This is a genomic window from Luteimonas cucumeris (genome assembly GCF_007830035.1).
GTDB lineage: Bacteria > Pseudomonadota > Gammaproteobacteria > Xanthomonadales > Xanthomonadaceae > Luteimonas_C > Luteimonas_C cucumeris.
Map to the genome: position 1 here is coordinate 193472 of NZ_VLKN01000003.1, position 14475 is coordinate 207946.

Here is a 14475-nt window from a genome sequence, read left to right on the forward strand (position 1 = left end):
ACTCACGCTCTTTACGGGAGCGGCCAAAGCCGCTCGCACCAAAGGAAGTCCGTCAGGCGCGTTTCCAGCGCACGCCCTGCGGCGTGTCTTCCAGCAGTACGCCCTCATTGGCCAGTTGCTCCCGGATCGCATCGGAACGCGCGAAATCACGATTCTTCTTGGCTGCGGCGCGCTCGTCGATCAGGGCCTGGATGCGGGCGTCGTCATCATTCGATGCACCGCGCACGAACCAGACCGCCGGGTCCTGCTGCAACAGGCCGAGTGAGAGGCCTGCACCCAGCAGTTCCGATTTCAGCTGCGTTTTTTCCGCGACATCCGTGGACTTGCGCGCTTCGCCGGCGATGCGCGCGATCTCGGCCAGCGCCTGCGGCGTGTTGAGGTCATCATCGAGCGCGGCTTCGATGTTGCCCGGTATCGACGCCACCGCATCGATATCGTCGAGGTCGCGCAAGGTGCCGTACAGGCGGTCCAGCGTCCGCACCGATTGCTCGATCAGCGCATCGGACCAATCCAGGGGTTGCCGGTAATGCGCCGACAGCAGCGCAAGCCGCAGCGCTTCCGGCGGGTGCCTGCGTACCAGGTCGTGCACCTTCTCGATGTTGCCCAGCGATTTCGACATCTTAGCGCCGGCCAGATTGAGCATGCCGTTGTGCAACCAATAGCGCGCGAACACCTTGCCGCCATGCGCGCACTCGCTCTGCGCGATCTCGTTCTCATGGTGCGGGAACTGCAGGTCGATGCCGCCGGCGTGGATGTCGATCGTCTCGCCCAGGTGGGCGGCAGCCATCGCCGAGCATTCGATATGCCAGCCCGGTCGGCCACGCCCCCAGGGAGAATCCCAGCCCGGCAGATCGGCCGTGGACGGTTTCCACAGCACGAAATCGCCGGCATCGCGCTTGTAGGGGGCGACGTCGACGCGTGCGCCAGCCAGCATTTCCTCGGGATCGCGTCGCGACAGCTTGCCGTATTCGCCATAGCTGGCGACCGAGAACAGCACATGGCCTTCGGCGGCGTAGGCATGGTCGCTGGCGACCAGGCGTTCGATCATCGCCACGATCTGCGCGATGTGCGCGGTCGCTTCCGGTTCCAGGTCCGGTGGCTGCACGCCCAGTGCGGCCATGTCCTGGCGATAGGCGGCGGCGAAACGATCGGTGATGACGTTGATCGGTACGCCCTGTTCCTGCGCGGCGGCATTGATCTTGTCGTCGACGTCGGTGATGTTGCGCGCGTAGCGCAGCGCGCCGAAGCGCCGTCGCAACAGATCGGCCAATACGCCGAACACCACCGGTCCGCGGGCGTTGCCGATGTGCACGTAGTTGTAGACGGTCGGGCCGCAGACGTACATGGTCGGGCACTGCGAATCGAGCGGCACGAACGCTTCCAGCCGGCGGGTCAGGGTGTTGTGGAGATGCAGGCTCATCGAGGTTGCCGTCGACCGAAGTCTCGATTTTAGCCACCCGGCCTGCATCGCGACAGCATCGATTCAGTCCTGCGGTAATATCCGGCCTAGACTGTCACTCCCCGTCAACGCACTGAATCCGTGTCGTATCGCACGCCCCGACATCTCCTGCTGATCCTGGCCTTCGGCCTGCCCGGCGCGGCGATGGCGCAGGGAACCCAGATGGTGGTGATCCACGCCGAGAACGTACGTACCGACTATGCCCGGGTACTGAGGGTCGAACCGGTCTACGAAACCCTGCGCGCCACGCGGATGGAGCACCACTGCGAAGCGCCCGGCGGCGATGGCGAAGGCAAGGGGTTGTCGCGCGTCGTCGGTGCCGTGAAGGATGCCCTGACTCCCAGCAAGGAGGAGCCGGTGGTCACCAAGGATGGGCAGGAATGCCGCCTGGTGCCGGTGGAACGCGAGTTCAAGCGCAAGATCGGATACGACGTCGACTACGTCTACAAGGGCTCCAAATACCGCTCGCGGCTGGATCGCGACCCCGGTCGGCGCCTGCGCATACGCGTCTCGGTGACGCCGAACATGCCGGGTTCCGGGCGCTGAGCCGATCTGCGGGCATGCTTGCGGTGTCCGGCGCGGCATGCGAGGATGCCCGGCCGATGAAGACGACCCTCACCGCCCTGTTCGCAAGTGCCGCCCGGATGGCCTCGGGCATGACTTCGCGCGCGCGCCGACCGGAAACCCTACAGCCAGCTGGGTAGCCGGGACTCGTCGTCATCCGAGTTTCACAGGACAAACCCAGCCTTCGCGCTGGGTTTTTTCGTTTCCGGGATCGCAGCACGCACCCGGCCCCCCAGGAAAATCGCAGGATCACTTTCGAATGAAGCATTTCTTGAACACCCAGGACTGGAGCCGTCCCGAGCTCGACGCCCTGCTGACGCAGGCGGCGCTGTTCAAGCGCAACAAGCTGGGTGGCGAGCTCAGGGGCAGGAGCATCGCGCTGGTTTTCTTCAATCCTTCGCTGCGTACCCGCACTAGTTTCGAACTGGGTGCGTTCCAGTTGGGCGGACATGCGGTGGTGCTGCAGCCGGGCAAGGACGCGTGGCCCATCGAGTTCGACCTGGGCACGGTCATGGACGGCGATACCGAGGAACATATCGCCGAAGTCGCCAGAGTGCTGAGCCGCTATGTCGACCTGATCGGCGTGCGTGCGTTTCCGAAGTTCATCGACTGGTCGCTTGACCGCCAGGACCGGGTGCTGCAGGGCTTCGCGAAACACGCGACCGTGCCGGTGATCAACATGGAGACGATCACCCATCCCTGCCAGGAACTCGCGCACGTGCTGGCGCTGCAGGAGCATTTCGGCGCCACCGACCTGCGTGGCAAAAAATACGTGCTGACCTGGACCTACCATCCGAAGGCGCTCAACACCGCCGTCGCCAACTCCGCGCTGACCATCGCCACGCGCATGGGCATGGACGTGACCCTGCTGTGCCCGACGCCGGAATACGTGCTGGACGAACGCTACATGGGCTGGGCCGAGCAGAACGTCGCCGAGAGCGGCGGCTCGCTCAAGGTCAGCCACGATATCGACAGCGCCTACGCCGGTGCCGACGTCGTCTACGCCAAGAGTTGGGGCGCATTGCCGTACTTCGGCAACTGGGGGCCGGAAAAGCCCATCCGCGACGGCTTCAGGCATTTCATCGTCGACGAACGCAAGATGGCGCTGACCAACAACGGCGTGTTCTCGCACTGCCTGCCGCTGCGCCGCAACGTCAAGGCTACCGACGCGGTGATGGACTCCCCGAACTGCATCGCCATCGAAGAGGCCGAGAACCGCCTGCATGTGCAGAAGGCGGTGATGGCTGCGCTTGCTGCGCAAGCGTCGTGATTCGTTATTCGTGATTGGTGATTCGTAAAAAGCAGAGCCGATTACGCCCCGTATAACTTTCCTGATTGCATAGAGATTCCCCCATGTCGCAGCAGCCCGCTTCTTCGAATCACCAATCGCCAATCACAAATCACGGATCCAAGGACATCGTGCTTGCTTTCAGTGGCGGCCTCGACACGAGCTTCTGCGTGCCTTACCTGCAGGAACAGGGCTGGAACGTGCATACGGTGTTCGCCGATACCGGCGGCGTCGATGCGGAAGAACGCAGGTTCATCGAAGACCGCGCCGCGGAGCTTGGCGTCGCCAGTCATGTCACGATCGATGGCGGGCCCGCGATCTGGGATGGCTTCGTGAAGCCGTTCGTCTGGGCGGGCGAGGGCTACCAGGGCCAGTATCCGTTGCTGGTCTCGGATCGCTACCTGATCGTCGATGCCGCGCTGGCGCGCGCCAACGATCTGGGCACGAAGGCCATCGCCCACGGTTGCACCGGCATGGGCAACGACCAGGTGCGTTTCGACCTGGCGGTGAAGGCATCCGGCGACTACCGGATCGTCGCGCCGATCCGCGAAATCCAGAAGGAACACACCCAGACCCGCGCCTACGAACAGCAGTATCTCGAGCAGCGCGGCTTTGGCGTGCGCGCCAAGCAGAAGGCCTACACGATCAACGAAAACCTGCTCGGACTGACCATGTCCGGCGGCGAGATCGACCATTGGCAGGCGCCCGGCGAGGGCGCGCGCGGCTGGTGCGCAAGCCGTGAGCAATGGCCCGCGGAAGCACTGCGGGTGACGCTGCGCTTCGTGCGGGGCGAAGCGGTCGCGCTCGACGGCCAGGCGATGCCGGGCGCGCAACTCCTCGCGCAACTCAATGCATTGTTCGCGAAGTACGGCGTCGGACGCGGGCTGTATACCGGCGATACCACCATCGGCCTGAAAGGCCGCATCGTGTACGAAGCGCCGGGCCTGACGGCATTGCTGGTCGCCCATCGCGCGCTGGAGGAGGCCGTGCTGACCAAGCAGCAGAACCGCTTCAAGCCGGACGTTGCGCGCAAGTGGGTGGAGCTGGTTTACGAGGGTTTCTTCCACGATCCGCTCAAGACCGATCTCGAAGCCTTCCTGTCCTCGTCGCAGCAGACGGTCAACGGCGAGGTGGTGCTGGAAACCCGCGGTGGCCGCGTCGATGCGGTGGCGGTGGACTCGCCGCACATCCTCAATGCCAAGGGTGCGACGTATGCGCAGTCGGCGGACTGGGGCGTGGAAGAGGCCGAGGGTTTCATCAAGCTGTTCGGAATGAGCAGCACCTTGTGGGCGGAAATCAACAAGAACGGTTCTTGAGTCATTGGGTTTTGCGGTTCTCGATCACGGGAACCTGAGGCTCAATTCCAACAACCCCAGAACCGAACAACCAAAGAACCAGAAGACAACCCCATGCTCCCCGCCATCCTCCGCCACCTCGAAGCGCTGGTGTCTTTCGACACCCGCAATCCGCCGCGTGCCATCCGCACCGGCGGCATCTTCGATTACCTCCGCGCACAGCTGCCGGATTTCCGCATCGACGTGCGCGATCACGGCGCGGGCGCGGTGTCGTTGCTCGCGGTGCGCGGCGCGCCGACACGGCTGTTCAACGTACACCTGGACACCGTGCCCGATTCGCCCGCCTGGACCGCCGATCCGCTCAAGTTGCGGGTGAGCGGCGAGCGCGCGATCGGACTCGGTGCCTGTGACATCAAGGGCGCCGCCGCCTGTCTGATCGCCGCCGCGCAGCTGACCCAAGGTGATGTCGCCTTCCTGTTCAGCACCGACGAGGAAGCCAACGACGCGCGCTGCATTGATGCCTTCCTGAAAAGCGACCACGGCTTCAACGAAGTCATCGTCGCGGAGCCCACGCAATGCGAAGCGGTGCTGGCGCATCGCGGCATCGCGTCGGTGCTGATGAAATTCAAGGGTGAAGCCGGACATGCTTCCGGCGCCAATGCAATGCAGGCCAGCGCGTTGCACCAGGCGATTCGTTGGGGCGCCGATGCACTTGCGCTGGTGGAGGCCGAATCGCACCAGCGCTTCGGCGGGCTCACCGGCCTGCGTTTCAACATCGGGCGGGTGGAAGGCGGCATCAAGGCCAACATGATCGCGCCCAGTGCCGAGCTGCGCTTCGGTTTTCGCCCTTTGCCGTCGCAGGACATCGAGTCGCTGCACGCGCGTTTCCGCGGTTTCGCGCCGGAGGGCACCGGATACGAACCCACGTTCCGCGGGCCACCGCTGCCTGCCGGCGACATCGCCGCTGCCGAGGACCGTCGCCTCGCGGCGCGCGACCTCGCCGATGCGCTGGACATGCCGATCGGCAACGCGGTCGATTTCTGGACCGAAGCCTCGCTGTTTTCCGCCGCCGGCCTCACCGCGCTGGTGTATGGCCCCGGCGACATCGCCCAGGCCCATACCGCCGACGAATGGGTTTCACTGCAACAACTGTCGCTTGCCGCCACCACCTACCAACGCCTGATGGAAGCCCGATCATGAACCTGCTCGTTTCCGATCTACACGCCGCCGCTTCGACCGCCTTCACGGGTGATCGGAGGGCACTTCCGGTCGCGCGGCGATGAGTTGCTGCTGACCATGACCGATCTGCGCACCACGATCGTCCGGCTGCTGTCCAACATGGCCAGCGCCAAGGAGATCCAGCAATACCTCAAGCGTTTCTCGCAGCTCGATGCCGCGCGCTTTGCCGTGGTCAAGGTCGGCGGCGCAGTGCTGCGCGACGAACTCGATTCGCTCGTGTCGTCGCTCGCGTTCCTGCAGCAGGTCGGCTTGACGCCGATCGTGGTGCATGGCGCCGGCCCGCAACTGGATGCAGAAATGCAGGCCGCCGGCATCGAGAAGAAGAGCATCGACAACCTGCGCTACACCGACGCGCCGGTGCTCGCCGTGGTCCGTCGCGTGTTGCGGCAGGAAAACCTGAAGCTGGTCGAGGCGCTGCAGGCCGAGGGCGTGCGTGCGACCTCGATCCAGTCCGGCGTGTTCGAGGCCGCTTATCTGGACCGCGGCAAGTACGACCTGGTCGGCAAGGTGACGCGCGTCGACACCGACGGCATCCAGGCGGCGATCAAGGTCGGTTCGATTCCGGTGATCGCCTCGCTCGGCGAAACCGCGGACGGACAGATCGTCAACGTCAACGCCGACTGGGCCGCCAACGAGCTGATCAAGACGTTGCAGCCGTACAAGATCGTGTTCCTGACCGGGACCGGTGGCCTGCTCGACGGTGACGGCAAGGTCATCGACTCGATCAACCTCAGTTCCGAGTACGAGGAACTGCTGGCGCAGCCGTGGTTGCACTCGGGCATGCGCGTCAAGATCGAACAGATCCACGACCTGCTGATGGCGTTGCCGCCTTCCTCGTCGGTGTCGATCACCAAGCCGGATGAGCTGGCCAAGGAGCTGTTCACGCACAAGGGTTCCGGCACGCTGGTGCGGCGTGGCGAGCGGGTCATCCGTGCCGAGCGCTGGGACCAGCTCGACCTGCCGCGCCTGCGTGCGCTGATCGAATCCGCGTTCGGCCGCAAGCTGGTGCCCGATTACTTCGAGCGCACGCCGCTGCACCGCGCCTACGTCAGCGAGCACTACCGCACCGCGGTGATCCTGACCGAGGAGGAGGGCATGCCTTACCTCGACAAGTTCGCGGTGCTGGACGACGCGCAGGGTGAAGGCCTGGGGCGCGCGGTGTGGCAGGTGATGCGCGAGGAAACGCCGAAGCTGTTCTGGCGCTCGCGCCACCGCAACGCCGTCAATTACTTCTATTACGCCGAATCCGACGGCTGCTACAAGCAGGAAAAGTGGAAGGTGTTCTGGTACGGGCTGGAGGGCTTCGATGCCATCCAGAAGGCGGTCGAGCATTGCGCGATGCGCGTGCCGACACTGCTGGAGCCCGCGTCCCCATGAGCCTGCGCAAGACCCTTGGCATCGTCGGCGCGCGCGGCCATACCGGCGCGGAACTGATCCGGCTGGTGGCCCGACATCCGCATCTGGAACTGGGTTTCGTATCGTCGCGCGAGCTCGATGGCCAGCCGGTGTCCGCGCACGTGCCGGAGTATCCCGGCGAGCTGCGCTACTCGAACCTGTCGCCGGAACAGGTGGCAGGACCCAGTGCCGATGCGGTCGTGCTGGCGTTGCCGAATGACAAGTCCGGTGCCTTCGTTGCGGCCATCGAAGCGGGCGGTGGGGATCCGGTGGTCGTTGACCTGTCCGCGGACCATCGCTTCGACGAGCGCTGGTATTACGGTTTGCCCGAGCTGACACGCAGCCGTTATGCGGGCCAGAAGCGCATCAGCAACCCGGGCTGCTACGCCAGCGCGATGCAGCTCGCCATCGCGCCGATGCTGGATCTGGTCGATGGGCCGGTGCAGTGCTTCGGCGTGTCCGGCTATTCCGGCGCGGGCACCACGCCGTCGGACAAGAACGACCTCGACAAGCTGCGCGACAACCTGATGCCGTACGCGCTGACCGGCCATGTCCACGAACGCGAAGCGGCGCGGCAACTCGGCGTGCCGATCGAGTTCATGCCGCATGTCGCGCCGCATTTCCGTGGCCTGACCATCACCGCGAACCTGCATCTGGGCACGTCGCTGACGATCGAGGAAGCCAAACTCCGCTACGTCGAGCGCTATGCCGGCGAGCCGCTGTTGCGGATCATCGATTCTGCGCCCTGGGTGAGCCATATCGCCGGCAGGCATGGCGTCGAGATTGGCGGCTTCAGCCTGTCCGGCGATGGCCGGCGCCTGGTGGTGGTGGCCACGCTCGACAACCTGCTCAAAGGCGCGGCCACGCAGGCCATGCAGAACCTCAATCTGGCCTTCGGGTTCGATGAGATGGCTGGCATTCCGCAATAACCCACGCGCGTCATCCTGGTTGCAGCAGACCTACTGCATTCGGGATGACTTCAGGAGAAGATTGGATGTCTGATTTGCTCTGGCAAAAACCCGGTGTCACCGTCGATGCCGAAATCCAGGCATTCCTGGCCGGCGACGACGTGTTGCTGGATCGCGAATTCTTCCTGTACGACATCGTCGCCAGCCAGGCGCATGCCGAAGGCCTGCAGCGGATCGGCATCCTGTCGGAGGATGAACTGGCCGGGTTGTCGCGCGAACTCGACCTGCTGGCTGCGGACTTCCGCAGTGGTGCGTTCGTGCTCGATGCGCGGTACGAGGACGGCCATTCGGCGATCGAAGCGCGCCTGACCGAGCGGCTGGGCGATGCCGGTCGCAGAATCCACACCGGTCGCAGTCGCAACGACCAGGTGCTGGTCGCCACGCGGCTGTGGCTGAAGGCAAAACTCGAAAGCGCACAGGCACTGTGCGTCGAAATCGCGGGGATCGCGCTGTCGCGCGCCGAAGCCGAAACCGCCGTGCCTTTGCCAGGTTATACGCACCTGCAGCGCGCCGTGGTGTCCTCGCTGGGCATGTGGTGGGCGGGCTGGGCCGAGGCCTACATCGACAACGCGGTGCGCATGGCGGCGACCCACGCCTGGGTCGACGCCAATCCGCTCGGTACCGCCGCCGGTTATGGCGTCAACCTGCCACTGCAACGCGACCACACCACGACGGCGCTCGGATTCTCACGTCTGCAGGTGTCGCCACTGTACGCGCAGTTGTCGCGTGGCAAGTTCGAAATGGCGGCGCTCGAAGCATTGGGCAGTGCGATGCTCGACCTGCGCCGGCTGGCGTGGGACCTGAGCCTGTTCACCAGCGCCGAATTCGGTTTCGTCGCGTTGCCGGCGCAGTACACCACCGGCAGTTCGATCATGCCGAACAAGCGTAACCCCGACGTCATCGAACTGATGCGGGCCAGCTACGCCAGCGTGGCCGCAGCGCGTTGCGAGATCGAACAGCTGCTGTCGCTGCCGTCCGGTTATCACCGCGACCTGCAGATCAGCAAAGGCGCCCTGTTCCATGGCTTCGGCAAGGGGCTGGCTGCGTTGTCCTTGCTGCCGGATCTGCTGCGCAATCTGGAGTGGCGCGAGGACCGCATGCGTGCCGCGCTCGAACCTTCGATGTACGCCACCGATCTTGCCGTCGATCTGGCCAGGCAGGGAATGCCGTTCCGCGATGCATACAGGCAGGCCGCCGATCCCGCGCGCTGGGCCGAAGGCGATCCCGTCGCCAGCCTGGCTGCACGTACTTCGCCGGGTGCGGCCGGTGATCCCAGGCTGGGCGAACTGCACACGCGGCTGGCAGCGCTGCGCTGAGGGCGCCACCGGCTGGTGGCGACGGTGCGTGGTTACCAGCTGTCTTCCAGCATCCGCGGCCGGCACGCCAGCCAGCCGCCGACCAGCAGCACCACGACGCTGGCCGTGAGCATCGCAAACGGCCACAGCCAGCCATGCGTGGCCTGGTGCAGGATGCCGAACAGCAACGGGCCCAGGCAGGCGAGCGCATAGCCCAGGCCTTGCATGAAACCGGACAGCGCCGCCGAACCGGCCGGCGTGCGCGTGCGCAGGTTGATCAGCGTCAGCGCCAGCGGAAACGTGCTCGGCCCCAGGCCAAGCAGCGCCACCCACAACAACGGCGCTGCCATCGGCGCGAACAGCAGTCCGGCGAAGGCGCCGACATGGCAGGCGGCGCAGGCCAGCACGATCGGGAACGGATTGCGCACGCGCACGGCGACCGCCGGCATCAGCAGGGCGCTGGCCAGGCCCAGCGTCGAGAACAACGCGACCATCGTGCCGCCGAACGCCGGCGATGCGCCGGCTTCGACCATCAGCTTCGGCAGCCAGGTGAACATCGAGTAGGTGATCAGCGAGGTCATGCCGAACATCAGCGCCATGCCCCAGGCCAGCGACGAGCGGCTGGCCTTGCCGCGCGCGGGTGGTGCCGACAGTTCCGGCGCCTCGTCGCCGGCGGCAACGGCATGGTCATGGCGGCGTGCGAGCGCCGAATCCTTGCGGCGTTCGATCAGCAGTACGCCGATCCAGGGCAGTGCGGCGGCGACGGCGATCAGCGACCACACGCCTAGCGAAATCCGCCAGCCAGCGGCAGCGGCGAGCGGCACCGCGACCAGCGCGGGCAGGATGGTGCCGAACTGCAGCACGGTGATATACAACGTGCTGATCGCACCGACGCGATCCGGGAAGTAGCGCTTGACCAACGGCGGCAACACCACGTTGCCCATGCCCATGCCGGCCAACGCCACGACCGAACCGACCAGCAATCCGCTGGTGCCGCCGGCCATCGAGCGGGCGACCAGGCCTGCCGCGGCGAGCAGCATCGACAGCAGGGCGGCGCGTTCAAGTCCGATCCGGTGCGCGATCGCGGGCGTGGCCACGCCGAACACGGCGAATGCGGCGCTCGGCAGCATGCCGAATACGCCGGTCATGGTCGAGCCGAAGCCGAACAGCTCCTCCAGCTGGTCCAGCAACGGCGTCAGCGAAGTGACGGCGGTACGCAGGTTGAATGCCGACAGCACGATGCCGGCCAGCACCAATGCACGGCCGTCCCAATGGCGGGGAGTGGATGCGGGGTCGAGGCGGCGGCGATCCCGCGATGGTGTGTTCATGCGCCGGTATTTTATCCGGCGACGGCGATCTCCGATGCCTGTTCACGCGGGATGATGCGTTGCGCGTCGTCGCGCACGCCGAGCAGCATCGAGAACCCGGTCGGCTGTGCGTCCCGGTCCATGTTCAGCATCGCGATCTTGCTGCCGGCCAGACCTAGCGCGATTTCCATGCTGGCGCCGAACGATCCGGCGATTTCGTCGTGGCCGACGTTGGCGTGCGCATTGCGACGATCCTTGCCATTGAAACGGAAGCGGTTGTACTCGGCCCAGGCGATCAGCAGCGCGGCGCTGGCCATCGCCAGCACCGGCAAGGCGATCAGCAGGAAGGGCTCGACGGCCTGCTCGCGCAGGTAGAGTTCGAACGTGGCGGTGCGGATGCCGATCAGCCACAGAATGAGCGTCGCCAGCGGCAGCCACAGGTAGGCGTACAGCAGCCAGAATGCGGCGGTCACGATGCCGAAGAAGGAGCGGTGCAGCCTTGGCAGCTGCCATGGTTTGTCGATGATGCGCGAATCGTGCTTCATTTGATTCCCCTGTCCGGACTGGTCCAGATGGCGCGCCGGTTACGCCGTTTGAGCAAGGTCCTGGGTAGCGCGGTGACGGTGGTGAACAGGCTCAGCATCCAGTACGCGATCGGGTACCAGATCATCCAGTAGTAGTTGCGGCCGACGCGGGTCTCGTAGCGGCGATCGATGATCAGGCTGGCGGCGAACTGCATCAGGCACACCATTGCCAGGATCACGCCGTGCCAGGACGGCAGGATGCTGCGCACGTACAGCTGTTGCGGCATCGGCATGAACAGGCCGAGCAGCCATAGCACCATGATGAACAGCATCGTGTAGGCCCAGGTCACGCTGAGCATGTATTCGAACAACACCGCCCACATGCGGCGCTTGCGCCAGCTGAGCAGGTCGCGGGTGTGGCGCAGCATCACCTCGACGCCACCCTGTGCCCAGCGCAGTCGCTGCCGCCACAGGCCCTTGAGGGTTTCCGGCATCAGGATGAAGCACAGTGCATTGGGCTCGTAGCGGATGTCCCAGTGGTCCATCTGCAGGCGCCAGCTGATGTCGATGTCCTCGGTCACCATATCGTCGGACCAGTAGCCGATCCGGTGCAGCGCCGTGCGGCGGAACGCGCAGATCACGCCGGACACGGTGAACAGGCGGCCATACACGCGTTGCGCACGCTTGATCATGCCGATGATCGAGGAGAACTCGCCGACCTGCAGCCGCCCGAGCAGGGTCGAGCGGTTGCGTATGCGTGGATTGCCGGTGACCGCGCCGACGCGCGGACCCGACTGCAGGTGCCAGACCATCCAGTGCGTGGCGTATTCGTCGAGCAGGGCATCGCCGTCGATGCAGACCAGGTATTCCGAACGCGCCGCCAGCGCACCCATGCGCAGGGCGTTAGCCTTGCCCAGATTGCGGTCGAGATGGATGACGCGCAGGCGCTCATGTTGCTCGGCCAGCGCATCCAGCCGGGCGGCGGTGTCGTCGCTGCTGCCGTCGTTGATCGCGATCACCTCGAAATCCGGATAGTGCTGCGCCAGCGCAGCGGCCATGGTTTCGTCGACCTGTTCGGCCTCGTTGTGGCAGGGGATCAGGATCGAGACGAACGGCAGCGTCGCGATCGTGGGCGGGTCGGTGCGCAGCCGCGCCTTCCGCTCGCGGCGGAAGTAGTAATAGAGGCCGCCGGACATCCAGAAGAAGGACATCACGATCGGATAGAAGAAGGCGAACTGGAACAGCAGGGCAAGTACCGGGCTCATGTCCGCCTCATTTCGCGATGTAGGGGAAGTTGCGTGCCGAGAACGCCTCGCGCGCGACTTCCATCGGCGGCGAATCGGCGATGAAGTCGTCCGGGTACCACGCCAGATGGCGCACGCCGCTGGCCTGAAGTTCGCGCACCTGTTGCTTCAGCGTCGCGCCAGGGATCGGCTTGCCGCTGCGCCAGTCGACGGTCTGCAGCTGGAATATCGTCTTCGCGAACGACGGATCGTGGCCGCGCACGGCATGTACGAGGTCGCGCATCCATTGCCGCGGTTCGTCGCTGTTCTCCATCCACGGCATGGCCATCAGCGCGGTGTGGTCGTAGGCCCGGTTGAAGCTGTCCAGGCGCTGCGCGAACCAGGCTTCGCTGGCCGGATCGAGCACCGTGTTCGCATAGAGGTTGCGTACGGTCTTGAGCTTGGGTCGCCACTTCTCGGCGGCGCGCTTCAGTTCCAGCGTGAAGTCGATGAGCGCCTGCGTGCGCGCACCGGCGGCGAGGGCGGGCAGCTCGCCCTCGCGCAGGAAGGCGTCGTCATGGAACAGCAGGCCTTCGAAATAGCTGGCGATCGCCAGATCCTCGTAGACGTCGGCGATCAGCTGGCGTGCTTCCGGTCGGGTGAAGTCGAGACGGAAGATTTCGTGGTCCTGTGCGTCGGGGATGGCGATGCGGCGGCGCAAACCGGGATCCGGCGGCTCATAGCCCAACACCGGCAGCCACGCGTAGACGAGGACATCGGCGCGGGTATACAGCTGCCAGGCGACGCGGTTGAACAGGTCCGCGCGCATCGGCAGGTGGCGATTGGGGAAATACAGCGCATCGGCGGAACCATTGCCGTCGGGATCGGCGAACGCCTGCAGGAACACATGGCTGGGGCCGATCTGCTTGACGCGTTCGACCAGCGCGTCGAGGTTGCGCAGCTGCTGCGCCGGGTCGGCGTCGTAGACGTCGTCCAGGTCGACCTGCATGGCGCGCATGCCATCGAGTTCGAGGTCGTGGCGCAGGTCGTAGGCCAGGTCGGCGACGGTCGGGTTGTCCATCATCAACAGTCGCGCGAGTCCGTGCAGATCGCCGCCGAGCCGCGCGTTGCGGCCTTCCAGGTCGAAGGTGATGCGCATGCCTTCGCTGTCGGCGATGTCGTTGGCGACGCTGCTGTAGGCGGCATATGGCCACACGATCGAACGCGGCGCACGCCCCAGGTTTTTCCCGATCAGCGCACTGCTGCGCGCGATGTCGGCGCGGACGCGCGCGCGGTAGGCGGCTTCGTCCTCGTAGCGCGCGCTGGCGGGATCGTAGATGCGGGTGATCGCCGCCGGCGTCTGGTTGCCCTGCGGGTTGGACAGCACGCCGTGATGCAGGTTGTCGGTGTGCGAGGCGATTTCGATCAGCCCGGAATCCTGCATCTCGCGCAGCTGCGCCCAGGTGACGAAGTCCTCATGGGTATACGGGCGGGGACCGAAATCGACGGTCTGTCCCTGCGGCAGGTCGACCCAGCCGGTGATCACTGCTGCCAGCGCCGGAAAATTGTAGGCGCGCAGCAGCGGGAACACGTGCGTATACAGGCTGCGCAGTCCGTCGTCGAACGTCAGCAGTACCGGCTTGTCAGGTAAAGCGGCGCGGCCTTCGGACGCGTCGATCAGCTGCGTCAGGCTGATCGGCTGGTAGCCCTGCGCCGACAGCCAGTCGAGATGCGCGGCGAAGTTCTGGGTGCTGATCGCATAGCTGTCGACATCGCCCTTGGTGGCGACGTCGTCGCGAACGTCGTGGTAGCTGATCACCAGCAACTGTTCGGGCTCGGCGGCGAAGGCACCGCCAGCCTGGATCAGGCACAGCAAGGCGAAGGCGCGAAACCAATGCTTCAATCCATGGATACGCAT

Annotated in this window: 12 protein-coding genes; 7 read left to right on the top strand and 5 right to left on the bottom strand. The window is 65.3% G+C overall.

Annotation, left to right across the window (positions count from 1 at the left end; translation table 11 throughout):
* Nucleotides 1-52: 52 nt before the first annotated feature.
* Nucleotides 53-1420, bottom strand: coding sequence for a cysteine--tRNA ligase (cysS, locus tag IP90_RS06995; RefSeq protein ID WP_144898902.1), 1368 nt, complete (start codon nt 1418-1420; stop codon nt 53-55).
* A 183-nt stretch (nt 1421-1603) separates the two neighbouring features.
* Between cysS and IP90_RS07000 the strand changes: the two genes are divergently transcribed.
* The 7 genes from IP90_RS07000 to argH all read left to right on the top strand — a co-directional run bounded on the left by IP90_RS07000 (nt 1604) and on the right by argH (nt 9524).
* Nucleotides 1604-2005 (top strand): hypothetical protein, encoded by a 402-nt coding sequence (locus IP90_RS07000; RefSeq protein WP_425477086.1) that lies wholly within the window; start codon nt 1604-1606, stop codon nt 2003-2005.
* A 277-nt stretch (nt 2006-2282) separates the two neighbouring features.
* On the top strand, nt 2283-3293 hold the full coding sequence (locus IP90_RS07005; protein ID WP_144898903.1) for an N-acetylornithine carbamoyltransferase: 1011 nt from the start codon (nt 2283-2285) through the stop codon (nt 3291-3293).
* An 83-nt stretch (nt 3294-3376) separates the two neighbouring features.
* Entirely contained in the window at nt 3377-4627 is a 1251-nt protein-coding gene (locus tag IP90_RS07010) for an argininosuccinate synthase (protein ID WP_144898904.1), read from the top strand.
* Nucleotides 4628-4720: 93 nt separating this feature from the next.
* Nucleotides 4721-5806: an acetylornithine deacetylase gene (locus tag IP90_RS07015; protein ID WP_144898905.1), complete on the top strand. Its 1086-nt coding sequence runs from the start codon at nt 4721-4723 to the stop codon at nt 5804-5806.
* A 96-nt stretch (nt 5807-5902) separates the two neighbouring features.
* A complete protein-coding gene (locus IP90_RS07020) occupies nt 5903-7222 on the top strand; it encodes an acetylglutamate kinase (protein ID WP_144898906.1) in 1320 nt (439 codons plus the stop codon).
* A complete protein-coding gene (argC, locus tag IP90_RS07025) occupies nt 7219-8169 on the top strand; it encodes an N-acetyl-gamma-glutamyl-phosphate reductase (RefSeq protein ID WP_144898907.1) in 951 nt (316 codons plus the stop codon). Before IP90_RS07020 ends, argC begins: the two co-directional genes overlap by 4 nt.
* Before the next feature lie 65 nt (nt 8170-8234).
* Nucleotides 8235-9524, top strand: a complete 1290-nt coding sequence (gene argH / locus IP90_RS07030) for an argininosuccinate lyase (RefSeq protein WP_144898908.1) — start codon at nt 8235-8237, stop codon at nt 9522-9524.
* Between the two features lie 32 nt (nt 9525-9556).
* Here the strand turns inward: argH and IP90_RS07035 are convergent, their stop codons facing one another.
* From IP90_RS07035 to pgaB, 4 genes are read right to left on the bottom strand one after another with little or no spacing between them, the layout of a single operon-like run.
* On the bottom strand, nt 9557-10831 hold the full coding sequence (locus tag IP90_RS07035; protein ID WP_144898909.1) for a CynX/NimT family MFS transporter: 1275 nt from the start codon (nt 10829-10831) through the stop codon (nt 9557-9559).
* A gap of 11 nt (nt 10832-10842) precedes the next feature.
* Nucleotides 10843-11355: a poly-beta-1,6-N-acetyl-D-glucosamine biosynthesis protein PgaD gene (pgaD, locus tag IP90_RS07040; RefSeq protein WP_144898910.1), complete on the bottom strand. Its 513-nt coding sequence runs from the start codon at nt 11353-11355 to the stop codon at nt 10843-10845.
* Nucleotides 11352-12599: a poly-beta-1,6-N-acetyl-D-glucosamine synthase gene (pgaC, locus tag IP90_RS07045; RefSeq protein ID WP_144898911.1), complete on the bottom strand. Its 1248-nt coding sequence runs from the start codon at nt 12597-12599 to the stop codon at nt 11352-11354. The genes pgaD and pgaC overlap by 4 nt, the downstream gene beginning before the upstream one ends.
* A gap of 7 nt (nt 12600-12606) precedes the next feature.
* Nucleotides 12607-14475, bottom strand: a complete 1869-nt coding sequence (gene pgaB, locus IP90_RS07050; protein ID WP_144898912.1) for a poly-beta-1,6-N-acetyl-D-glucosamine N-deacetylase PgaB — start codon at nt 14473-14475, stop codon at nt 12607-12609.